The following is a 22,916-nucleotide window of genomic DNA, read 5'->3' on the forward strand; positions in this document are numbered from 1 at the left end:
CAGCGGACACGCAGGTGACGTGCGCAGCTGGCGATAGAATCCCAGTGTGAGCAAATACAAGAAACAGCCGTTCGCGGTCAATATTCGCGACCTCGTTCGGCACCCGGGAGAGATGCGTGAGCACGACATCGTGGTCAACACCCCTGAGCAGTTCGGTGAAGGCCTGATTGCCGTTCGCGAAGGCACGCCAATCCACCAGCGTCTGCGACTGGAGTCCGTTCACGAAGGCGTTCTCGTCACCGCTGAGGTGGAGACGATTGCCGATGGCGTGTGCGGAAGATGCCTGATCGACATCTCCCAGGGTGTCCAAGTCGAGTTTCAGGAACTTTTCGCGTACTCTGGGAACGAAGCCTCTGACTACGAGGTTCACGATGACCACGTGGATCTTGAACCTCTCATCAGGGACGCAGTGGTTCTGTCGCTGCCGTTTCAGCCGGTATGCCAGCCAGATTGCCCCGGACTCGACCCAGAGACCGGCGAGCGGCTGGCAGATAACCCGGACAGAAAGCCCCAAGAGACCGTCGATCCTCGCTGGTCCGCGCTCGCAGGGTTTACCCCAGACCCAGGCACCGACAACTCGGATGCTGTAAGCAAAGAAGAGAGATAAGACATGGCTGTTCCGAAGCGCAAAATGTCACGAGCCTCTACCCGTGCACGCCGTGCACAGTGGAAGGCCGAAGCCCCGACCCTGGTGAAGACCGTCGAAAACGGCAAGACCACCTACAGCCTGCCGCACCGCGCCAAGGTTGTCGAAGACTCCGCGGGCACCGCACTCTTCATGGAGTACAAGGGCCGCAAGGTCGCCGACGTCTAGTCTGCGATCCGCTGAAAACCATCGAAGTCTGATGGCAGAGAGCTCGACAGACCGAGGGCCGCTTCTTGCGACCCTCGGTGTGTCGCTTAACCCGGCGGTGCTTGAGCATGCGCTCACGCACCGCTCTTTCGCGTACGAAAACGGCGGCATCCCGCACAACGAGCGCCTCGAATTCCTCGGTGACTCGGTGCTGGGGCTGTCTGTGACGCAGAAGCTTTACCGCGAGAACCCGGACCTTCCCGAAGGCGCGCTCGCGAAGATGCGCGCCAGTGTCGTGTCGACCGTCGCGTTGGCCGAGATCGCGCAAACAATCGGCCTCGGCGGGTACCTGCGGCTCGGCCGTGGTGAAGAACTCACCGGTGGCCGTGAGAAGGCGTCGATCCTCGCGGACACGATGGAAGCGCTGATCGGGGCGGTGTACCTCGACCAGGGACTCGACACCGCGAGTGCCCTCGTTCTGCGGCTCGTGGAACCTTTGCTGGCCGACCCGGCACGGTTCGGTGCGGCGATGGATCCCAAGACGAGCCTCCAGGAGGCCGCCGCTGCGCACCATGCCCCCGCTCCCGTCTACACGATGGAGAGTTCAGGCCCCGACCACGACAGGGTTTTCGTCGCCACCGTCACCGTCGGCGAGCTGGTGACCGCTGTGGGCCAGGGGTCGAGCAAGAAACACGCCGAGATGGCTGCGGCGCTGACGGCATGGACCGAGCTGAGTGCCCGAGCTTCCTGAGGTCGAAGTCGTTCGTGCCGGCCTGGAACCTGCGGTCACGGGTGCGCTCATCACCGGGGTCGAGGTTTTCGACTCCCGGTCCTTGAGACGCCACGATGTGACATCCGGACCGTTCGTCGACGTGCTCGGCGGGCAGCGAATTATCGCTGCGGTTCGGCGCGGGAAGTTCCTCTGGTTCCCGCTCGAGAACGGCGCGGCGCTCGTCACGCACCTCGGGATGAGCGGGCAGATGCTGCTGCGCACTCCCGGCACCGATGACCGCCTGACCCGGATCCGTATCGGCATCGAGTCGCCCGATCACGGTGAGCTTCTCGTCAATTTCGTCGACCAGCGCATCTTCGGCGGGATGGCCGTCGACACGATGCTGCCGACCGGTGACGACTTTCCGGGCGGTTTCTCCGGCGCGGTTCCAGGCCCGGCGCTCGTGCCCAGCCAGGTCGCGCACATCGCCCGCGATCCGCTCGATCCGGCATTCGACGACGCCCGGTTCCTCACGGCGCTCGGGCGAAAGGCGACCGGGATCAAGCGGGCACTGCTGGACCAGACGCTGATCTCCGGCATCGGGAACATCTACGCCGACGAGGCGCTCTGGGCGGCGAAGATCCATTACGAGCAGGTGGCTGCGACCCTCTCCGGCCGTCGTGCGGCGCTACTCCTGGCTGAGGTGCGCGCCGTGCTCACCAAGGCGCTCGCTGAGGGCGGCACGAGCTTCGATGCGCAGTACGTCAACGTCAACGGTGCGTCCGGGTACTTCGCCCACAGCCTGAACGCCTACGGCAGGCAGGGTGAGCCGTGCGTGCGGTGCGGCACCGCGATCCGGCGTGAAAAGTTCATGAACCGCTCGTCGCACTTCTGCCCACGCTGTCAGCGGCGGCGCTGACGGCATCCCTCAGTCCGTTCACCCGTCTGACAGGCGGCTATGAGGGGTTCGTTGCCCGGATCGATCGGTCCCAAAAGGTGGTTCGTTTCGGTGCGAACAGCCCTTTGGGCCCGGTCGCCGGAGAGCGGGTGTGAGGGTGGGGCGCGGGGCTTACACCGTCTTCTTCCAGCCCGCCTCATATGCCGTGGGCACGAAGCCGACCGCCTCGTTGACGTCGAGCATCGGACGGTTCTCCTCAGCGTTGAACGTCGTGATGCGGGGCGTGACGGGGGAGACCCGCATCAGCAACTCGAGGTTCGCGACCTTGAGCAGCATCCCGAGGCGGTGCCCGCGATGTTCCTTGAGCACGAGCGTGTCTTCCTGGCTGGCGGGGCGGCCCTCGTGCTCCGGCAGAGCGATGTCGGTGAATCCGACGAGGCGACCGGATGCCACGTGCAGAGCGGCAGAGGTGAGGTTGACCCGTCCGCCGGCTTCATTCATGTCGTCGAGGTTTCTCATGCGCTCCTCGTCCCAGTCCTCCTCGGCGAACTCCAGTGCTGCACTCGGGGCATCCGTTGACATTCGCTGGTGGACGAGCGCCATGTCGGTGAGCCATTTGTCAGGGCAGCGACCCACCCACTGCACCACTTCGTAACCGGTGGCATGAGCGGCGGCGTCGGCGCGCTTCGCTGCGAGGATGTCGGGGTCGACGGGCAGGTCGATCCGTGACATGCGACCGACCTGTTCAAGCCGGTACCCGTGCGCCTGCGCGAAACGGACGGCCGCCGAACCGCGCTCGATCGCACCGAAACCGGTCGGCGGAACGAGGACGTCGTCGGATGCCGTCGGCAGGTGCAGACTCCATGACTGCAGCACCCGCAGACCGTCGGCGGCCGCCGACGCTTCGAGGACGCGGAGGAGAGAGGTGCCCACCCCCTGCCGTCGGAACGGCGCGGCGACCTCCACTTCGAGGAACGCCGCCGTCGCACCGTCCTCCGGCTGCCACTCGTAGACCCCACGCCCGATGATGCGGCCGGACACCCGCGCCAGGAAGAGGCGCTTCGGAGCGAACGGGTCCTGGTAGAACGGCAGCAACTCCCGCGGCGTCGGGTTGGTGTCGTCGTTGCCGAGGATCTCCGTCTCGACCTCGTTGCGCATGGCGACCATCTCGACGAAGTCGTCACCGCCGTCGCTCTCGAGGTTCGCCGGCACGGCGAATTCATGGATGGTCAGCTCGTCGAGAGCGTCGGCGCTCATGACAACTCCAGCGGTGTCGGATTCGGCTGCTCGTCCGGGCAGCCGACCAGCTTAGCCAGCGCGTGGCATCTGTCGCCAGCCCATTTGGCGTGCGAAACCGGGTCAATGACGCTCTCGTGAGAATCCTTCGGTACGGTAGTGCAGAGATTCGCGGCCGGCGCGAACAGGAGAGGGACCGCGGTGTATTTGAAGAGCCTCACCCTCAAGGGCTTCAAATCGTTCGCGCAACCAACCACTTTCGCTTTCGAACCCGGTGTCACCTGCGTGGTCGGGCCTAACGGTTCCGGCAAGTCCAACGTCGTCGACGCCCTCGCCTGGGTGATGGGGGAGCAGGGCGCGAAGACGCTCCGCGGCGGCAAAATGGAAGACGTCATCTTCGCGGGGACGTCGACCCGTGGCCCCCTCGGCCGCGCCCAGGTCCTCCTCACGATCGACAACTCGGACGGCGCCCTGCCGATCGACTACACCGAGGTTACGATCTCGCGCACCCTGTTCCGTAACGGCGGCAGCGACTACGCCATCAACGGTGAGAACTGCCGGCTCCTCGACGTGCAGGAGCTCCTCAGCGACTCCGGCCTCGGCCGCGAGATGCACGTCATCGTCGGCCAGGGGCAGCTGGATGCCGTGCTCCGCGCCAGCCCCGAAGAGCGTCGCGGCTTCATCGAGGAAGCGGCAGGAATCCTTAAACACCGCCGCCGCAAAGAGAAGACTCTCCGCAAGCTCGATGCGATGCAGACCAACCTCACCCGGCTCAGCGACCTGGCCGGCGAGATCCGCCGGCAGCTCAAACCCCTCGGGCACCAGGCCGAGATCGCCCGTGAGGCTCAGACCATCGCGGCGATCGTCCGTGACGCGCGCGCTCGCATCCTCGCCGACGATGTCGTCGCCCTCCGACGCGCCCTCGACGACCACGGCCGCACCGAAAGCGAACGCCGCACCGAACGGATCGTTCTTCAGGAGCAGCTGGAGCAGAAGCAGCTCCGCATCTCGCGGATCGAACAGGCTCAGGTCGGCGACGCCGTCGACGGCGCCCGTCGCACGAGCTTCAGCCTCGAGTCCGCCCAGGAACGCCTTCGGAACCTCTTCACTCTCGCCAACCAGCGACTCGCTCTTCTCGGTTCGCAGGGTGAGGCGCAGGATGCCGGCCCGAGCGTCACGAAGTCGATGGTCGAAGACGCGCACGCCGAAGTCGCCCGGCTGAAGCAATCGATCGCCACGGCGGATGCCGCATGGCAGCGCGCGCAAACCGACACCGCGTCCGCCCGCAACCGGCTCGACGCGGTCGACACGGAGATCGCCGCGCAGAGTGCCCTCGTCTCCCGGCACGACCTCGAGATCACGAAACTGACCGGGCAGGCCGAGACCGCCGCCTCACGACTGGCCGCCGTTCGCGGGGAACGACTGAGACAGGAGAACGCCCTCGACGCCGCCACCGAACGCCGCCGGGCAGCCGAACGACAGCTCGACGAAGTCGAAGAGTCAGCCGGCGATATCGATGCGGGGGAGAGCGGGCTTGACGAAGCGTACGAACTCGCCCAAGCGGCGGTGTTCGAGGCTGAGGCCGAGATCGAACGACTCCGTGACCTGTTGCACGGGCACGAACGAGAACGGGACGCCCTCGCCGCCCAGACCAGTGCGCTGTCGCGGGCGCTCGACATCAAGGACGGCTCCACCGACCTCGTCGCCGCACGGCTCGTGGGGCTCCGCGGTGTCGTCGCCGATTCGGTGCAGGTCCAACCTGGGTACGAGACGGCGATCGCCGCCGCCCTCGGCACCCTCGCCGACGCCGTGCTCGCGGAAGACCTGGCCGCCGCCGAACGTGCGATCGCGTATGCGCGGGAGCGTGACCTCGGCCGCGTCGAAGTTGTCATCGCCGACGCAGCCGGTATCCCCGTCGACTGGCCGGACATCCCGGGGGTGCGCAGCGCCGCCTCCGTCGTCAGCGCGCCCGACGGCATCCTCGGCATTCTCAACCACCTCGCCATCGCCGAAGATGTCGACGCCGCCCGGGCAGCTGTTCCCACCCTGGCCGGCGCGAACCTCGGCGGACCTGTGACGCTCGTCACGCGGGCGGGCGATGTGCTCACCGACTTCGTCCTCCGCGGCGGGTCGGGCGGTAAACAGGGTCGGATCGAGCTTCTCGCCGAACGCGACACCGCCGCAGACCGGCTCGCCGAAGTGACCACCCTCCTCGACACCGTCCGGTTCGACCTCGCTGAGCAGCGTGGTGTTCTCAGCGCAGCCAAAGAGGAGTCGAAGCACGCCCTCACGGCGCTGCGCGAGTTCGACTCCCAGGTCGCCGCGCAGGCGGAACGCCTCAACCGTGCCCGCGTGCAGGTCGAGGCGTCGGCCGCCGAATGCGACCGGCTCAGCGCGGCGTTCGCGCTGAGCGCGGATGCCGTCACTACCGCGGAGGCCGCCGCAGCACGGGCGAAGGCCGACCTTGAAACGGCGAGTTCGCGCCCTCGCCCGATCCTCGATGTCTCGGCGCGGGAATCCCTCCTCGTCGAGCTCGAGGCTGCGAGGGAACGTGAACTCGAGGCGCGACTGCAGCTGGAAACCGCCCGGGAACGGGTCCGGGCCGAGGAACAACGCACAAGCAATCTCGTCAAGCAAATGGAAGCCGACCGCCTCGCCGCCGAAGCCGCTGCACGACGTGCGGTGATCCGCGCCAGGCAGGTAGAAGCCGCGACCGGCGTCGCCGACGCTCTCCCCGCCGTGCTGGCATCCGTCGATCGCTCCGTCGCCGAGGCGAAACTCGTCCTCGAACGCGCCGAACAAGAACGCGCCAGTCAGAACGCCGAACTGGTCGCCCTCCGCCGTGAGGAGGCGGCGCTCCGGGAGCGGCTGCAGGCGATCACCGAGAACGTGCACGGCCTTGAGCTTCAGATCTACGAGAAGAAACTCCACCTCTCGAGCCTGCTCGAACGCGCCGGCTCCGAGCTGGGGCTCGTCGAGGACGTGCTCGTCGCCGAATACGGCCCGACCGTTCCAGTACCGCCCGATGGCACGGAAACCGCCGGCACCGAAACCGCCGGTACTGAAGCCACCGGCACCGAAACGACCGGCAGCAGCACCGAGACGCCGACGGCATCCGACGAGGACGATCCGGATGCCACGCCCGCCGGCATCCCATTCGACCGCGCCGCCCAGCAGAAACGGCTCGAGAAAGCGGAGCGCAAGTTCGCGCAGCTCGGCCGGGTGAACCCGCTCGCGCTCGAGGAGTTCGCCGCCCTCGAACAACGGCACGTGTTCCTCACCGAACAGCTCACCGACCTCACCAACACGCGCAAGGACCTCCTCGCCATCATCGAGGAACTCGACGAGAAGATGCAGGTGATCTTCGGCGAAGCCTTCGACGACACGAAAGCAACCTTCGCCGACGTGTTCCCGATCCTGTTCCCCGGCGGCACCGGAAGCATCTCGCTGACCAACCCGGACGACCTGCTCACCACGGGCATCGAGGTCAGCGTGAAACCGGCAGGCAAGAAAATCGAACGACTGTCCCTGCTCTCGGGCGGCGAACGCTCACTTGCTGCGGTCGCACTGCTGATCGCGATCTTCAAGGCACGTCCCAGCCCGTTCTACATCATGGACGAGGTCGAGGCCGCCCTCGATGACGCCAACCTCGGCCGGCTGCTGACGATTTTCGAAGACCTGCGCCGCACCAGCCAGCTCATCGTGATCACCCACCAGAAGCGCACCATGGAGATCGCTGATGCCCTCTACGGCGTCTCCATGCGACAGGACGGTGTATCGGCGGTCGTCGGGCAACGGGTCGCAGCGCCCGAGGAGAAGGCCAGCTGAACAAGCGGCCCCGGAACTCTCGGTAGTCTGGGCTCATGGCAGAACGCACGCCCTGGTCACTCTCCGGCGCCCTCAAAGGTATGTTCCAGAAGCCGACGATCGATGAGACGACGTGGGACGACCTCGAACATGCTTTGCTGACCGCGGACTTCGGTCCTGACGTCACTGAAGCCACCCTCGACGATCTCCACAAGAAGGTCGACCGGTATCGCACGACGGACCCTCGCGACCTGCAGCGGATGCTCCGCGAATCGATCGAAGAACGCCTGTCGAAATACGACACCACCCTCAAACTCTCCGAGCGCCCTGCCGTCGTGCTCGTTGTCGGCGTCAACGGTGTCGGCAAAACCACGACGATCGGCAAGTTCGCCAAGTTCCTCGGCACCTACGGCCGCAGCGTCGTCGTCGGGGCCGCAGACACCTTCCGTGCCGCCGCCGTCGATCAGCTCGCCACCTGGGCCGAACGCGGGGGCGCGCAGATCATCCGTCCGCAGCAGCAGGGCCAGGACCCGGCATCCGTCGCCTTCCAGACCGTCGAGTACGCCAAGCGCACCGGCGTCGAAATCGTGCTGATCGACACCGCCGGCCGCCTGCAGACCAAGAGCGGCCTGATGGATGAACTGTCGAAGATCCGCCGCGTCGTCGAGAAACAGGCGCCGATCTCCGAGGTGCTCCTCGTGCTCGACGCCACGACCGGGCAGAACGGCCTCGCCCAGGCTGAAGCGTTCATCGAGCACGCCGGCGTGACCGGCCTCGTCCTCACCAAACTCGACGGTTCCGCCCGCGGCGGTTTCGTCCTCGCCGTGCAAGAGCGCACCGGCATCCCCATCAAGCTCGTCGGCCAGGGTGAGGGCATCAACGACCTCACCGGTTTCACCCCGCACGTCTTCGCACAGAAATTGGTTGGTTGATGATCGAGCACGACTTCTTCGGAGCGATCGAGAACGATGAGACCGGAGGGCTGTACTGGTCCGAGACCGTCGAGGTCGGCGAGCAGGCGGTAGACGTCTCGGTGAGCGCCCCCGGCGGCGCGCACCTCGCGCCCGACGCGCTCGACAACGCGGCCGGCGTCATCAGCTCACTCGAGGGCCTCGATCTGCGCGCCCGCGAAGCGATGCTCTCCGACGTGGATGATCGCAACTCCGACGTCACCCAGTTCATCGAGCAGACCGTTGAGGAGGCGGGGGAGGACCTCGTCGATCTCCTCGTCGACCACTCCGGCGACAACGACGTCGACATCATCCGTTCGCTGCAGCTCATCCGCGTGGCCATCTCACCGCACCAGGCAGGAGAAAGTGCGCCGTTCGCGTCGTTCGAGTTCGCTTTCGACCCGGACAACTCCGATCTCGCCCTCGTCGTGTACCTGTCGAATCGTGGAGAATCGGTCGGGATCGAACTGCTCAGCTAGGTCCGCTGCGCAATTCCGCCAGAACGCGCTACCGCCGTCGCGCGACCGGCCCGTTTCTGCGGAGTGGCCCCCGGCTGCGACTTCATGCTGGCGGAGCTGTGCACACCGCCCGCTGGCACCGATCCGGGCGTGTCGGGGGCCGTGGGTGCGACGGTGTCTGAACCCTCGGTAAACTGAGAACCAAATGGCTACTTTTGGAAACCTCTCAGACCGGCTCTCCGAGACCTTCAAGAACCTCCGCAAGAAGGGTTCGTTGTCGGCATCAGACGTCGACGGCACCGTACGCGAGATTCGTCGCGCCCTGCTCGAGGCGGATGTCTCGCTCGACGTGGTGAAGGATTTCACCGGCAAGGTACGCGAGCGCGCCCTCGGTGACGAGGTCAACAAGGCACTCAACCCGGCGCAGCAGGTCGTGCAGATCGTCAACGATGAGCTCGTCGCCATCCTCGGCGGGCAGCAGCGCCGGCTGGAGTTCGCGAAGAACCCGCCGACGGTCATCATGCTCGCCGGCCTGCAGGGTGCAGGTAAGACGACCCTCGCCGGCAAGCTCGCGAAGTGGCTGGCCAAAGAAGGCCACACGCCGCTCCTCGTCGCCGCCGACCTCCAGCGCCCCAACGCCGTCACCCAGCTCAGCGTCGTCGCCGAGCAGGCCGGCGTCGCGGTGTACGCGCCCGAGCCAGGCAACGGCGTCGGCGACCCGGTCCGGGTGGCGAAGGACTCCATCGTCTACGCCCGCACCAAGCAGTACGACACGGTCATCGTCGACACGGCCGGTCGACTGGGTGTCGACGCCGAGCTGATGAAGCAGGCATCGAACATCCGCAACGCGGTGAGCCCGGACGAAGTACTGTTCGTCATCGACGCGATGATCGGTCAGGATGCCGTCGCTACCGCGAAGGCGTTCCAGGACGGCGTCGACTTCACCGGTGTAGTTCTCACCAAGCTCGACGGTGACGCCCGAGGCGGCGCCGCGCTGTCTGTGGCGTCCGTCACTGGACGACCCATCATCTTCGCGTCGACCGGGGAGAGCCTCGATGATTTCGAGCCCTTCCACCCCGACCGCATGGCCAGCCGTATCCTCGACCTCGGTGACATCCTCACCCTGATCGAGCAGGCCCAGGCTGCGTTCGACGAAGAAGAAGCCATGGCGATGGCCGAGAAGTTCTCGACCGACAGCTTCACCCTCGAAGACTTTCTCAAGCAGATGCAGCAGCTGCGGAACATGGGCTCCATCAAGAAGATGATGGGCATGCTCCCCGGCATGGGACAGATGAAGCAGCAGCTCGACGCCTTCGATGAGCGGGAGATCGCACGCACCGAGGCGATCATCCAGTCGATGACGCTTGCGGAGCGGCGCAACTCCAAGCTGCTCAACGGTTCCAGGCGCCTGCGCATCGCCCGCGGTTCAGGTTCGACGGTCACCGAAGTGAATGCACTCGTCAACCGGTTCGAGCAGGCCGCGAAGATGATGAAGACCGTGGCGAAGGGCGGTGTCCCGCAGATCCCGGGCATGGGCCCGATCCCCGGCGGTGGCGGCGGAAGCAGTTCTCGCAAGCAGCAGCCCAAGAAGAAGGGTTCGAAGTCAGGAAACCCGGCCAAGCGTGCGTCGGAGAACGCGGCGCTGGCCGCCGGCGTCAAGCCGGCGGGCGCTGCGAGCGGTGGCGGCTTCGGGCTCGGCGGGGGAGCTTCGGCTTCGGCCGCCCCGAGCGAAGAAGAACTCGCCAGCCTGCAGAAGTTCCTCGGCCGCTGACCCATTCGGCGCTGACCCATTCGGCGCTGACCCGGTCGGGCGCTGACCCAGCCAGTCGGGGCTACGCCTTCGTCGGCAGCGTGAGAACCTCGGCTCCGTCTTCGGTGATGGCGATCGTGTGCTCGCTGTGCGCCGTCCGGCATCCGGTCGCGCTGCGAAGAGTCCACCCGTCTGCGTCTGTGACAAGTTCGGCGGTGTCCGCCATGACCCACGGTTCGAGCGCGAGCAGGAGTCCGGGGCGCAGCTGGTAGCCGCGGCCTGGCCGGCCGCTGTTCGAAACGTGGGGGTCCTGGTGCATCGTTGAGCCGATGCCATGGCCGCCGAACTCGGCGTTGACCGGGTAGCCTGCTTCGCTGAGGACGGTGCCGATCGCGGAAGAGATGTCGCCGATCCGGGCCCCCGGGCCGGCAGCGGCTATCCCCGCCCTCAGTGCGCGTTCGGTGGCGCTGATCATCGCGACACTCTCAGCCGGACGGGCGTCGCCCACGAGGAAGCTGATGGCAGAGTCCGCGGCGAGCCCGTTCTTCAGCACGGCGAGATCGAGTGTCAGCAGGTCGCCGTCGGCAAGCGCATAGTCGTGCGGCATCCCGTGGAGCACAGCGTCGTTGACCGATGTGCAGACGTAGTGGCCGAACGGCCCCCGCCCGAACGAGGGCTCATAGTCGACGTAGCAGGATTGTGCTCCGGCCTCCTCGATCATGGCCCTGGTCCATCGGTCGATGTCTAGGAGGTTCGTACCGACGGCGCATCGGCTCTTCAGCGTCTGCAGGATCTCCGCGACGAGGGCCCCGGACTCCCTGGCCTTGACCAGTTCGGCGGCGTTCAGAATTTCGATCATGCGGTGCCTTCCCGTACCTTCAGCCCGGCAGCTGCGCTGAGGGCAGCTGGCGTGCCTGGCGTGACCCGTCGTGGAGTTCGCGCGCGAGTGCCGTCACGACAGAGGTGAGGTCGCCGTCGTTCGCTTTGGCAACACTGAGCTGGCGTGAGTAGCTCGCGCCGTTCTCGAGGATGCCCTCGATCGAAGCGAGCTCCTCCGCGCAGCCCAGGCGCCGGGCGATCGGGGCGAGGGTGACGAGGAGGTCCCGGATGTCGTCGGTGACGAGGCGTTCGTTCCCCTCCGTGTCAAGGATGATGTGGGCGTCGAGACCGTAGCGTGCCGCCCGCCACTTGTTCTCGCGGACGTACCAGGGCTGTAGCACGGTCAGCGGCTTGCCCTCATCGATGCGGGTAGACAGGTGTTCGACGAGGCAGTGGATGAGCGCGGCCACCGCCGCGAGCTCATGATGCGTCGACGCGCCGTCACAGAACCGGACCTCTAGTGTTCCCCAATGCGGTGACGGTCGGATGTCCCAGCGCACCTCGGTGTAGTCGTCGATGATCCCCGGGACGGTCATATCGGCGACGTAGTTCTCGAACGCAGCCCAGTCGGCCAGCTGGTAGGGCAGGCCGGCGGTGGGCAACTGCTGGAACATCAGGGCACGGTTCGAGGCGTAACCGGTCTCCACCCCGCCCCAGTACGGGCTTGACGCCGAGAGCGCCTGCAGGTGCGGAATGTAGCTCAGCATCGCGTTGAGGATGGGTATGACCTTTTCGCGGTCCTCGATTCCGACATGCACGTGGACACCCCAGATCATCATGTTCCTGCCCCACCAGCGCGTGCGCTCGATGAGTTTGTGGTACCGCTCCTTGTTCGCCACGGGCTGGTCATACCACTGGCCGAATGGGTGCGATCCGCTGCCGATGATGTCGATGCCGCGGCCGAGGGTGACCTCGCGCAGTTCCTGGAGTTGACCGTCAAGGTCGGCGACGGCCTCGGCGACCGTCGTGTGCACTGAACTCACCAGTTCGACCGTGTTGAGCAGCAGCTCACCGGTGATGTGCGGATGCGGCGAGCCGTCGGGTTGATGCAGGGCCTGGAGGACCTCATCGGCGGCAGAGACGAGCTCCCCGCTGTCACGGTCGACGAGGGCGAGTTCCCACTCGATGCCGACGGTCGATCGTTCCGACCTGGCGAAGTCGATGCCCATAGTGAATCCGTCCGCTTCTGCCAGGTGGACCCGGCACCGTTTCATCTTTCCATGCTGCGCTTAAGATGGGGCCCATGCCAAAGCAGCCGAACCGCGCCGTCCGTATCGGCGTGCAGATCGCCCCGCAGCACGCGCCGTACGCCACCATCCGCGAAACCGTGGCGCAGCTCGAAGACCTCGGTGTCGATATCCTCTTCAACTGGGACCACTTCTTCCCCCTGAGCGGCGAACGGGACGGTCTGCATTTCGAGTCGTGGACGATGCTCGGCGCCTGGGCGGAGCAGACCAGCCGGGTCGAGTTCGGTGCGCTCGTGAACTGCAACAGTTATCGGAACGCAAACCTGCAGGCCGACATGGCGCGGACTCTCGACCACATCTCCGGCGGCCGATTCATCTTCGGCACAGGGGCGGGCTGGTTCGAGCGGGACTACGACGAGTACGGCTACGAATTCGGCACGCCGGGCAGTCGCATCGCTGCGCTCGGCGAAGCGCTTCCGGTCATCACCGAGCGTTGGGCAAAGCTCAACCCGCCGCCGACGCGGCGCATCCCGGTGATGATCGGGGGAGGCGGAGTGAAGAAGACCCCGCGAATCGTCGCGCAACACGCCGACATCTGGCACAGCTTCAGTTCGCCGACGGTCCTCGCCGAGAAACTCGAGATACTGCGCGGTCACGGCGAAGCGGTGGGCCGAGACGTCTCAGAGATCGAAATCTCCACCGAGCTCCGGGGCAGGGATGAGGCAGCGGCAGACGAACTGCTCGATCTCGGAACAACTCTGTTCACCCTCGGACTCAGCGGGCCACATCACGACATCGGGGCCGTTCGTCGGTGGCTTGACTGGCGCGACAGCGTCAACGGCTGAAACCGTTCGGTGGGCTGGTCACACGCTCGCCGATTATCTGACAGAATGGTTAGTCGAGTCTGCACTCGCCCGACCCTCTAATCAGGCGCTGCAGCAATAAGAGCTTTCGGACCGATGTGCCCCCACGCAGCCGGTGACGAGCACAATCACACAACAATAAATTTCAGGAGAATTGTGTCTGTCAAGATTCGTTTGAAGCGCCTGGGCAAAATCCGCGCACCGTACTACCGCATCGTCGTCGCCGACTCGCGCACCAAGCGTGACGGCCGCGTCATCGAAGAGATCGGTCTGTACCACCCCACCGAGAACCCCTCGATCATCGAGGTCAAGTCTGAGCGTGCACAGTACTGGCTGTCCGTCGGCGCCCAGCCGACCCCGCAGGTCGAAGCCATCCTCAAGCTCACGGGTGACTGGGGCAAGTTCAAGGGTGACAAGGACGCCGTCTCGACCGTCAAGGTGAAGGAGCCCAAGGTTCCTTTCGTCGCTGACGAGAAGAAGAAGCCCGTCCTCAAGCCGAAGGCCGAAAAGCCTGCGGTGAAGGAAGAAGCCCCGGCCGAGACCGAGGCCGCTCCGGCCGTTGAAGAAGAACAGGCCTAACTAGTGCTCGCACCTGCTCTCGAACACCTCGTCAAGGGGATTGTTGACAATCCGGACGACGTGACCGTCGTAGCGCAGAGCTCACCACGCGGTGAGGTCCTCGAGGTTCGCGTGAACCCCGAGGACCTCGGCCGTGTGATCGGCCGCTCGGGCCGCACGGCAAAGGCGCTTCGCACACTCGTTTCCGCTCTCGCCGATGGTCGCCGCGTCCGCGTCGACGTCGTCGACACCGATTCTTAGAAGTGAACGCCGCCGAAACGCCGAGGACCCAACTCCGGGTCGGACGGCTCACCAAAGCCCATGGGCTCAAGGGAGCCATCAAGCTCGAACTCTTCACCGATGACCCCGCCCGTCGCTTCGTGCCTGGCGCCGTCTTCACCCTCCAGGTTCCGACCGGGTCGCCCTGGCACGGAAAGTCCCTCACCCTGACCGAGTTGCGCTGGTACAACGGCCACCCGGTGGGATTCTTCGAGGGCGTATCCGACCGTACCCAGGCGGAAACCCTCGTGAAAGCGATCCTCTGGATCGAGCAGGACTCGGCTGAGGCATCCCTCGAAGAGGACGCCTGGTACGACCACCAGCTCGTCGGACTCGCGGTTCACCGCGACGGCGAAAAGGTCGGTACGGTCGCCCGCGTCGACCATTTTCCGGCGCAGGACCTGCTCATCGTCGCCACAGCGACCGGTGAGGTCATGGTCCCGTTCGTCAAAGCGATCGTTCCAGCGGTCGACGTGAAGGCCGGAATCGTCACGGTCACCCCTCCCGCCGGGCTCTTCGAAGAGCTCACGGACGAGGAGGACGACGAGACGGATGCCGCGGCGTCCGCGCTGCCCGTTGACACGGAACACGCCGACTCACCCACTGACGACAGTGCGCCGAAGTCGGACGCCGACTCTGCGTCCTGACGCATCCTCCGCCGCCTGATCCCCGGCGCTGCCAAAACGACAGTCGGATGCCGCAGAGCATGGTTCAGGATGCGCAAATGCACCTGAGCGGCCCGGCTCAGAGCCATCTGCGCATCCTGAAGGTGTGCACTGAAGTACCGGACGACGCGGTCGGGCGCCCGCGTGCATCCGCCTAGGATTTCTAGCATGCGCATTGATATCGTCACGATTTTTCCCGAGTTCTTCGATGTGCTGGACATTTCGCTGCTCGGCAAGGCAAGGCAGGCCGGAATCATCGAGCTCGGCGTGCACAACCTGCGCGACGCCACCACCGACCGCCACCGCACCGTCGATGACACTCCGTACGGCGGGGGAGCCGGAATGGTGATGAAACCCGAACCATGGGGCGAGGTTCTCGACGGCATCCTCGACGCCGACGATGAACCGGATGCCGGTCCTCTCGTCATCTTCCCCTCACCGGCAGGCGAGGTCTTCACGCAGGCGATGGCACGGGAGCTCGCCACCGAGTCCCACCTCGTGTTCGGCTGCGGACGCTACGAGGGCATCGACCAGCGGGTGTTCGACCACACGGCGACGCGGGCGCGCGTGCGACTGGTCAGCCTCGGGGATTACGTGCTCAACGGGGGAGAGGTCGCCGTGATGGCGATGGTCGAGGCGATCGGCCGCCTGATCCCCGGTGTCGTCGGCAACCCGCACTCCCTCGTCGAGGAATCTCACGAGGACGGGCTGCTCGAGGCGCCGAGCTACACCAAACCCGCGTCGTGGAGGGGACTCGATGTTCCACCGATCCTGCTCAGCGGCAACCACGGCGCCATAGCTGCGTGGCGGCGCGATGCGCAGCTGGAACGGACCCGACGGGTGCGCCCCGATCTTCTCGCTCCGGCCGACGAGAAGACCGGTGAGAAGAAGGAATCTCCCAGCACGCGGTCGTAGGCTAAGAGCATGATTCTTCGTCGGGCGTTTCGCATCTGGATGCTCATCGCTGCGGTCGCGCTGCCGATCTGGCCGCTCGTGGGCTGGGGCATCTTCGGGGGCGGCGGTTGGCAGTTCCTCGTCCTGATCATCGCGATGCCGATTCTTTTCATCACGATGGCCGCCGTTGCCGGCCTGATCTGGGCGCGGCCGACGGTTCGCCGTGAACGGGCCGTGTCCTGGCTCGACGTCGGAATCCTCACCCTGTGGCACGCCTCAGTGATCGGTTTCGGACTTTTCGGGCCGTCGTCCAATGCGTTCGCCGTGCTCGGCGTTCTCGCCGGGCTCGCGGCGTTCTGGGTCGTGCTGTGGGAGTTCTTCACGGATGCCAGAGACCGGGCCAGAGAGACGATGGCGGAGTTCGAGCGGATGGCCGCGCGTCCGACCAGGCGATCGACAGCGCCGCTCGCTCGCGACGGCGAGGAGCTCATCGTGATCGAAGAAACCGTGATCGAAGAAAGCAAGATGCGGCCGAAGGACTGAGCCGCGCTTTTGCGCGCGGCATCCGGTTCATGGCAGAATAGACGATTGTGCCGCGGCCAGACTCTGCCACAGGGGAGTCAGCGCCATTGCCCTGACATTTCGGGGCGCCGGACACACACCATCATCCCTTATTCGTAGTCGACCTGTGGCGGTTACAGAGAGCGAACTATCATGCACATCCTCGACAGTGTCGATGCAGCATCCCTCAAGTCAGACATCCCCGCATTCCGTGCCGGCGACACCGTCAAGGTGCACGTCAACATCATTGAGGGCAACCGTTCTCGTGTCCAGATTTTCCAGGGCGTCGTTATCGGCCGCCAGGGCGAGGGCGTCCGCGAGACGTTCGCCGTCCGCAAGGTCAGCTTCGGTGTCGGCGTGGAGCGTAAGTTCCCGGTGCACTCCCCGGTGATCGAGCAGATCGAGGTCGTCACCCGCGGTGACGTCCGTCGCGCCAAGCTGTACTTCCTCCGCGACCTGCGCGGCAAGAAGGCCAAGATCAAGGAGAAGCGCGACAACTAAGTCCCGCAGATCCGTTCAAAGTGAACAGGCCCCGAGCTCCCCACCCATAAACTGGTGGGGAGCTCGGGCGGTTAAATGACAGAAACAACAATGCCGGCGGATGATATCTCTGCCGGCTCCCGGCGGCGTACCCGGCAAAAGGGTGCGCTGCTTTTCCTTCGCGACATCCTCATCATCTTCGTGGTCGCACTCCTCGTCTCGTTCCTGGTGAAGACCTTCCTCGTCCGGTCCTTCTACATCCCCTCTGCGTCGATGGAACAGACCCTCCAGATCGACGACCGGATTCTGGTCAACGAGCTCGTCCCGGACCTGGTCACGCTTGAACGCGGCGATGTCGTCGTGTTCCGTGACCCGGGCGGATGGCTGGGGCCGACACCTGAGCCGGACGCCCCGCCGATCACCGTTGCGGCGGACTGGGTGCTCTCCCTCATCGGGCTGTCCGCCTCCGACAGTGATGACCACCTCATCAAACGCCTGATTGGGCTGCCAGGTGACCACGTCGTCTGCTGCAACGCGCTCGGCCAGATGAGCGTCAATGACGTGCCGCTGAGCGAGCCGTACGTCACTCTCCAGCCGGGCACGACGGATGTCTCCAAGATCCCGTTCGACGTCGTTGTGCCGAATAATTCGCTGTGGGTGATGGGCGACAACCGCTACAACTCCCGCGACTCGCGGTATAACCGTGAGCAGCCGGGCAACGGATTCGTTCCCATCGACAACGTCGTCGGGCGTGCCTTCGTCATCAGTTGGCCGGTCGCGCACTGGGGCTGGCTCGACAATTACCCGGAGGTTTTCGGCAGCGTTCCTGATGCGGAGCCGGCGAAATGATGGCCGTGTCGGATCCGTCCGACCTCGTCGAACGCGAGTTCTTCGACGCGGGCGCCCGTTATGTGATCGGATGCGACGAGGTTGGCCGAGGGGCCCTCGCTGGCCCTGTCGCCGTTGGTATGGCTGTGATCGCGGCGGACTGCGGGCCACACCCGGCCGGGCTGCGGGACTCCAAGCTGCTGAGCGAGAAGCGCCGGGTCGGCCTCGCCCCGCTCGTGCGCGACTGGGTGCTGTTCTCCGCCGTCGGCCTCGCCGACGCCCAGGAGGTCGACGAGCTCGGAATCATCCACTGCCTCGGGCTCGCCGGCAAGCGTGCCCTGCGTCTGCTCCACGCCCAGGGAGCGGACATCGCCGCGAGCGTGATCCTTCTCGACGGTAACTCGGACTACCTCAACCCGGCTTTGGCCAGCCCTCTCGATGTGCGGACCCGGGTGAAAGCGGACCGGGATTGTGTGTCGGTCGCGGCGGCATCCGTCATCGCAAAAGTGCACCGGGACAACATGATGATCGCCTCTGACACGGTGTCGCCCGGCTACGGCTGGAGCGGCAACAAAGGCTACGGCAGCGAAGTCCACATGGAAGCCATCAAGTCGCTCGGCGTCACCTCGATACATCGGAAAAGCTGGCTCGTCGCCTACGCGTAGGATGGATGCACCATGGAAGAAGACGAGTTCGAGGACTACGACCGCGAGGTTGAGCTTGCCCTGTATCGGGAGTACCGCGACGTCGTGTCGCAGTTCAAGTATGTGATCGAAACCGAGCGACGGTTCTACCTCGCCAACGGCGTCGACCTCGTCCGCCGTGACACTGAGCACGACTTCTACTTCGAGATCACGATGAACGACGTCTGGGTCTGGGACGTGTACCGGTCAGACCGGTTCGTGAAATCCGTGCGGGTGCTGACGTTCAAGGACGTCAACATCGAAGAGCTGTCGACCCGCGACTTCGAACTGCCGAAGGAGCTCGCACTCGACGAGTAACGGCTCGCCCCATCGGCCTGCAGGTCAGTCGCTGCGCAGGTCAGTCGGCGTGCAGGGCGTAGACCACGGCTTCGTCGACCGACAAGGCCTCGCTGTCCCTCCGCACCTGCTCCAGCGCATCGCGGTCCTGTCCGGCGAGGAGCGGAGCGAGGTAGCGTTCGTGGAACGAGAACCGGTTCGCGCCGTACAGGCCGGTCTGCTTCCGGAGTTCGTCTGCCGCGTGAAGGAGCCGCCCGGCGCGTTTCAACTGCCGGCTGGCCGCTGCGATCGCGGTGAGGCCCTCCAGCCCGTACACGACCCCCTCGGCATGCCCGATGTGAGCGGCCGTCGCCAGGCTCTCCTCGAAGAGCTGTCGTGAATCGACGGTTTTGCCGTTCACGAACTGCGCCCAGCCCAGGTGCTGGAGGGCGACGGTCGTTCCCAGGTCGTCGTGTCCTTTCCTGGTCAGGGTGAGGCTCTGCTCGAAGTGCTCGATGGCATCCGGAACCGCGTTCTGCATGAGCGAGAGCCGCCCGAGGGTGACGAGCGCCATCGCCTCGCCCCAGCGGTAGCCTGCGTTCCGCAGGAGCTGGACGCTGCGGTCCAGCGATTGTTCCGCCCGTTCGGTGTCTGGATGCCGGTCGGCGACCAGCGCGAGGGCGAGGAAGATGAGTGCGAATCCTTCACCGACGCGATCGTCTATCCGGTGAAAGAGATCGACGCTCTCGGCGAGCCCGGGGATCACCCGGTCGTTGGCCTCGTGCCAGAGCGTGATCGACCGGGTGAAGTAGAGCGCGATCGCCCGGGTCCGTTCGGGGAGAGGTTCCTTCGATCCGAGCACCTCGTCCATCCACGCGCGAACCTCGCCGAGCAGTCCGCCGACCCACCAGTAGATGAGGAGGCACCAGGTGAACTTGGCGACGGTGACCAGGTCCTTCGAGTCGAGCAGGTACCGTGCTGCGGCGCGCAGGTTGTCACGGTCGTCGTTGAGCTGGTCGATGACCTCGTGCTGGCGGATACCCTCGAGGTCATCCTCCAGCGACTCCGCGAGGCGGAGGAAGTACCGGGCGTGCGCGGAGCGGGCGGCATCGAGCTCCCCGGATGCTTCGAGCTGTTCGAGCGCGTATTCGCGGACGGTGGCGAGCATCGAATAATAGGGGCGGTCGCCCCGGTCGAGCTCCCGGACCAGGCTGTTGTCGACGAGGACGCCCAACGCGGTGATGGTGTCTGTGCTGGGCCCGGAAACGTCGCCCGCCACCGATTCGACGGCGTCCAGCGAGAATCCGCCGGCGAAGACCCCGAGGCGGGCCAGCAGCCGTTTCTCGTCATGGCCGAGCAGTTGCGTGCTCCATTCGATGGTGCTCCGAAGCGCCTGTTGCCGTAACGGAAGATCCCGCGCGCCTCCGGAGAGGAGTGACAGCCGCCGGTCGAGGCGAGCGAGGATCGCCGCAGGGGGGAGCATCCGCACCCGCGCCGCAGCGAGTTCAAGGGCCAGTGGGACGCCGTCGAGTGCGACGCAGATGGCGGCGATGGCGTCGACGTTTTCTGGCGTCACTCCGAAATCCGGTTTGACCGCGCGAGCACGTTCGACGAAGAGCACGACGGACGGTGACTGCATCGCCGTCTGTGCCTCGAGGGTGCGTGCGGTGTCGGGAAGGGCGAGTGGCCCCACTTCGACTGCGTGTTCGCCGGTGACATGGAGCAGGGAGCGGCTGGTGACGAGGAACTTCACACCCGGTGCGACGGAGAGGAGCGAGATGAGTGTCGGGGCGGCGCCGAGAACCTGCTCGAAGTTGTCGATCACGATGAGCATATGACGGCGGCGGAGAGCCGTCTTGAGTTTGACGAGCACCGGTTCGTCGCCGGTGTCGAGGACTCCGAGGGCTTCGGCGATGGCGTTCGGGACCAGCGCCGCGTCCTGCACCGACGACAGATCGACGAAGGTGAGTTCCAGATCAGGGTCCGCTGTTCCTCCCGACCGGTTCGCCACTTCGACGGCGAGCCGGGTCTTGCCGATCCCTCCTGACCCGATCAGGCTGACCAGGCGGACCGAATCCCGTTTCAGCAGGGTGTCGATCGCGTCCAGTTCGGTTTCACGACCGATGAGTTCGGTCAGCGCCGCAGGAAGAGCCGTCGTCCGGTCGGCAAGGACCACCGGGGTCGTGCTGGTGTCCAGCGGCACGGGGCGGCTCTGGTCGAATCGTTCGGCGAGGAGGGTCGCGAGGTCTGACTCGAGCAGTTTCCTGAGCTCCTGCGGGCTGGAGAACGTTTTAAACGCCGCCTTGTCGTCGTCTCGAACCCTGTTGAGAAGCTCGACGAGTCGGTCCTCGCGCTTCGATGCCGGCTCGCGAATGTAGATGAGCTTCGGGAGGTCCGGGGCCAGGTTGTACTCGTCCTCGAGACCGGAGACCGTTTCGCCCGGTGCTACCCAGCCGTATCGTTCGGCGTAGATCCCGACGAAGACGTCACTCTGGGCGAGGTAGGACCGGTACAAGGCCCGGGGCGGATGCGGGCGGGCACCGAGCTCGAACATGACCGGCGCGAGGTGGAGACGTTCGATCGCAAGGCGCGCGAATTTACGCTCGAGGGCGAGCTCCTTCAGAGTGGAGCTGACGAAGACTCGCAACCGTTGATCGGGTGTCCGTATCGCACCCGTGGTGTGCGTCATACGAGAAATTCTGCCGAATCAGCGCCCCGTGGTCTAGGCCCAGCCTGAGGGTCGCTCATTTTTTGTGCACGAGGAGGATATCGTGGAGGGCGCGGGCAACAGATTCTCCTCGCTTCTGCGGGGAGCCCGTGTCACCATTGTGCACATGCCCGAGACCGTCGAACCGTCGAGGCGTCGGGGGCTGAGTCACCGGCTGATCCCGATGACCGGTCGGGATCCGCAAGAACCGCACCGCGGCGCGACCCCGCTCGAGCTCCTCTTCGACCTCACCTTCGTCGTCGCGATCGGCACGGCGAGTTCTGAGCTCGCCCACCTGGTGGCCGAGGGACACGTGGCATCCGGTCTCGGCGCCTTTTGCTTCTCGATGTTCGCGATCTGCTGGGCCTGGATCAACTTTTCGTGGTTCGCATCTGCGTATGACACGGATGACTGGTTCTACCGGATCACCACCATGGTGCAGATGATCGGCGTCATCGTGCTCGCGCTGGGCCTGCCCGATGTGTTCGACTCGGTCGACGAGGGCGAACACCTCGACATCGGCATCGTCGTTGCGGGCTATGTCATCATGCGGATCGCCATGGTCGCGCAGTGGTTGCGCGCGGCGAGGGACGATCCTGGTCGCCGCAGCGTCGCCCTGGCGTACGCGGGCTTCATCACGGTGGCGCAGATCGGATGGGTCACTCTGGCTGTGCTTGACCTGCCGATCGGGGTGGCCTTCGTCATCGCTCTTCTGCTCTCTCTGTTCGAGCTCGGCGGCCCGGTCGTGGCCGAGCTGCGTTTCGGGAGCACCGGATGGCATGCGCACCACATCGCCGAACGGTACGGGCTGCTCACGATCATCACGCTGGGCGAAGGCGTGTTCGGAACGGTCGCGTCCGTGGCTGCCGTCGTCGACGAGCAGGGCTGGAGCATGGAAGCCATCCTCATCGTCGTGGCCGGAGTCGGGATCACGTTCGGGCTGTGGTGGAACTACTTCGTGCTGCCGTCAGGCCCGATTCTGGCGCGCTACCGACGGCGCAGCTGGGCGTGGGGATACGGCCACATCGTCGTGTTCTCCGCGATCGCCGCCACCGGGGCAGGGCTGCACGTCGCCGCCTACGTGGTGGAAGGCGTGGCGCACATCGGGGTGTTCGGGGCAGTGCTCTCCGTCGCGGTTCCCGTGCTTGTCTTCTGCACCGCTCTGTTCGTGCTGTACACCCTGCTCCTCGGACAGGTCGACCCCTTCCACATCGCCCTCTTCGCCGGCACGGTGCTCGCGCTCGTGCTCGCCGTTGTGCTTGCGGGGAGTGGGGTGTCGCTCGGGGTGTGCCTGCTCGTCGTGACCGCTGCACCGGCGGTGATCGTGGTCGGCTACGAAATCATCGGCCACCGGCACGTGGCAGCCGTGCTGGCTCGCGCGTTGGGTGGACAGCCGTCGGAGTAGCCCTCCACAGCCTGCGCGGCCGGCTACCGGATCCCCAGATCTGCGGG

23 protein-coding genes are annotated in these 22,916 nt (G+C 65.6%); 19 read left to right on the plus strand and 4 right to left on the minus strand.

Annotated features, from left to right (window positions below):
• The first annotated feature begins 112 nt into the window (after positions 1-112).
• From BM197_RS04810 to mutM, 4 genes are read left to right on the plus strand one after another with little or no spacing between them, the layout of a single operon-like run.
• The gene (locus BM197_RS04810) at positions 113-607 is read left to right on the plus strand and encodes a YceD family protein (RefSeq protein WP_090709681.1); all 495 of its coding nucleotides are present in this window, start codon (positions 113-115) and stop codon (positions 605-607) included.
• A gap of 3 nt (positions 608-610) precedes the next feature.
• Positions 611-814, plus strand: coding sequence for a 50S ribosomal protein L32 (gene rpmF, locus BM197_RS04815; RefSeq protein ID WP_090709330.1), 204 nt, complete (start codon positions 611-613; stop codon positions 812-814).
• A gap of 31 nt (positions 815-845) precedes the next feature.
• On the plus strand, positions 846-1,544 hold the full coding sequence (gene rnc / locus BM197_RS04820; RefSeq protein WP_090709332.1) for a ribonuclease III: 699 nt from the start codon (positions 846-848) through the stop codon (positions 1,542-1,544).
• Complete coding sequence (mutM, locus tag BM197_RS04825; RefSeq protein WP_090709334.1) at positions 1,528-2,424, plus strand: bifunctional DNA-formamidopyrimidine glycosylase/DNA-(apurinic or apyrimidinic site) lyase; 897 nt, start codon at positions 1,528-1,530, stop codon at positions 2,422-2,424. Before rnc ends, mutM begins: the two co-directional genes overlap by 17 nt.
• 150 nt (positions 2,425-2,574) lie before the next feature.
• On the opposite strand, the gene BM197_RS04830 is transcribed toward mutM, so the two are convergent.
• Positions 2,575-3,660 carry a GNAT family N-acetyltransferase gene (locus tag BM197_RS04830; protein WP_090709336.1) on the minus strand — a complete coding sequence of 362 codons (1,086 nt, stop codon included), beginning with the start codon at positions 3,658-3,660 and terminating at the stop codon, positions 2,575-2,577.
• Positions 3,661-3,840: 180 nt separating this feature from the next.
• Here BM197_RS04830 and smc point away from each other — a divergent pair, with 180 nt between their 5' ends.
• The 4 genes from smc (at position 3,841) to ffh (ending at position 10,625) form a co-directional block, all read left to right on the plus strand.
• Positions 3,841-7,467, plus strand: coding sequence for a chromosome segregation protein SMC (gene smc, locus BM197_RS04835; RefSeq protein ID WP_090709338.1), 3,627 nt, complete (start codon positions 3,841-3,843; stop codon positions 7,465-7,467).
• A 35-nt stretch (positions 7,468-7,502) separates the two neighbouring features.
• The gene (gene ftsY, locus BM197_RS04840) at positions 7,503-8,378 is read left to right on the plus strand and encodes a signal recognition particle-docking protein FtsY (protein WP_090709340.1); all 876 of its coding nucleotides are present in this window, start codon (positions 7,503-7,505) and stop codon (positions 8,376-8,378) included.
• Positions 8,378-8,875: a DUF2004 domain-containing protein gene (locus tag BM197_RS04845; protein WP_245762391.1), complete on the plus strand. Its 498-nt coding sequence runs from the start codon at positions 8,378-8,380 to the stop codon at positions 8,873-8,875. The genes ftsY and BM197_RS04845 overlap by 1 nt, the downstream gene beginning before the upstream one ends.
• 184 nt (positions 8,876-9,059) lie before the next feature.
• On the plus strand, positions 9,060-10,625 hold the full coding sequence (ffh, locus tag BM197_RS04850) for a signal recognition particle protein (RefSeq protein ID WP_090709344.1): 1,566 nt from the start codon (positions 9,060-9,062) through the stop codon (positions 10,623-10,625).
• A 61-nt stretch (positions 10,626-10,686) separates the two neighbouring features.
• Here the strand turns inward: ffh and map are convergent, their stop codons facing one another.
• Both map and BM197_RS04860 read right to left on the minus strand, forming a co-directional pair.
• A complete protein-coding gene (gene map / locus BM197_RS04855) occupies positions 10,687-11,463 on the minus strand; it encodes a type I methionyl aminopeptidase (RefSeq protein WP_090709346.1) in 777 nt (258 codons plus the stop codon).
• Between the two features lie 19 nt (positions 11,464-11,482).
• A complete protein-coding gene (locus BM197_RS04860; protein WP_090709348.1) occupies positions 11,483-12,652 on the minus strand; it encodes a glutamate--cysteine ligase in 1,170 nt (389 codons plus the stop codon).
• Between the two features lie 74 nt (positions 12,653-12,726).
• Here BM197_RS04860 and BM197_RS04865 point away from each other — a divergent pair, with 74 nt between their 5' ends.
• The 10 genes from BM197_RS04865 (at position 12,727) to BM197_RS04910 (ending at position 18,799) form a co-directional block, all read left to right on the plus strand.
• On the plus strand, positions 12,727-13,515 hold the full coding sequence (locus BM197_RS04865; RefSeq protein WP_090709350.1) for an LLM class F420-dependent oxidoreductase: 789 nt from the start codon (positions 12,727-12,729) through the stop codon (positions 13,513-13,515).
• Positions 13,516-13,689: 174 nt separating this feature from the next.
• Positions 13,690-14,112, plus strand: coding sequence for a 30S ribosomal protein S16 (rpsP, locus tag BM197_RS04870; RefSeq protein ID WP_090709352.1), 423 nt, complete (start codon positions 13,690-13,692; stop codon positions 14,110-14,112).
• A gap of 3 nt (positions 14,113-14,115) precedes the next feature.
• Entirely contained in the window at positions 14,116-14,352 is a 237-nt protein-coding gene (locus tag BM197_RS04875; RefSeq protein ID WP_090709355.1) for an RNA-binding protein, read from the plus strand.
• 2 nt (positions 14,353-14,354) lie between these two features.
• The gene (rimM, locus tag BM197_RS04880) at positions 14,355-15,017 is read left to right on the plus strand and encodes a ribosome maturation factor RimM (protein WP_090709356.1); all 663 of its coding nucleotides are present in this window, start codon (positions 14,355-14,357) and stop codon (positions 15,015-15,017) included.
• Between the two features lie 186 nt (positions 15,018-15,203).
• Positions 15,204-15,950, plus strand: a complete 747-nt coding sequence (gene trmD / locus BM197_RS04885) for a tRNA (guanosine(37)-N1)-methyltransferase TrmD (RefSeq protein ID WP_090709358.1) — start codon at positions 15,204-15,206, stop codon at positions 15,948-15,950.
• Positions 15,951-15,959: 9 nt separating this feature from the next.
• Positions 15,960-16,472, plus strand: a complete 513-nt coding sequence (locus tag BM197_RS04890) for a hypothetical protein (RefSeq protein WP_090709359.1) — start codon at positions 15,960-15,962, stop codon at positions 16,470-16,472.
• A 171-nt stretch (positions 16,473-16,643) separates the two neighbouring features.
• Complete coding sequence (rplS, locus tag BM197_RS04895) at positions 16,644-16,991, plus strand: 50S ribosomal protein L19 (RefSeq protein WP_090709360.1); 348 nt, start codon at positions 16,644-16,646, stop codon at positions 16,989-16,991.
• A gap of 75 nt (positions 16,992-17,066) precedes the next feature.
• Positions 17,067-17,819: a signal peptidase I gene (gene lepB, locus BM197_RS04900; RefSeq protein ID WP_090709362.1), complete on the plus strand. Its 753-nt coding sequence runs from the start codon at positions 17,067-17,069 to the stop codon at positions 17,817-17,819.
• On the plus strand, positions 17,819-18,463 hold the full coding sequence (locus tag BM197_RS04905) for a ribonuclease HII (RefSeq protein ID WP_090709363.1): 645 nt from the start codon (positions 17,819-17,821) through the stop codon (positions 18,461-18,463). Before lepB ends, BM197_RS04905 begins: the two co-directional genes overlap by 1 nt.
• Before the next feature lie 12 nt (positions 18,464-18,475).
• On the plus strand, positions 18,476-18,799 hold the full coding sequence (locus BM197_RS04910; RefSeq protein ID WP_090709364.1) for a DUF2469 domain-containing protein: 324 nt from the start codon (positions 18,476-18,478) through the stop codon (positions 18,797-18,799).
• Between the two features lie 40 nt (positions 18,800-18,839).
• Here BM197_RS04910 and BM197_RS04915 read toward each other — a convergent pair whose 3' ends face one another.
• The gene (locus BM197_RS04915; RefSeq protein WP_090709366.1) at positions 18,840-21,446 is read right to left on the minus strand and encodes an ATP-binding protein; all 2,607 of its coding nucleotides are present in this window, start codon (positions 21,444-21,446) and stop codon (positions 18,840-18,842) included.
• Between the two features lie 145 nt (positions 21,447-21,591).
• Between BM197_RS04915 and BM197_RS04920 the strand changes: the two genes are divergently transcribed.
• The gene (locus tag BM197_RS04920) at positions 21,592-22,869 is read left to right on the plus strand and encodes a low temperature requirement protein A (RefSeq protein ID WP_218151817.1); all 1,278 of its coding nucleotides are present in this window, start codon (positions 21,592-21,594) and stop codon (positions 22,867-22,869) included.
• The last annotated feature ends 47 nt before the right edge of the window (positions 22,870-22,916 follow it).

The sequence above is a fragment of the Mycetocola miduiensis genome, assembly GCF_900115155.1.
GTDB lineage: Bacteria > Actinomycetota > Actinomycetes > Actinomycetales > Microbacteriaceae > Mycetocola_A > Mycetocola_A miduiensis.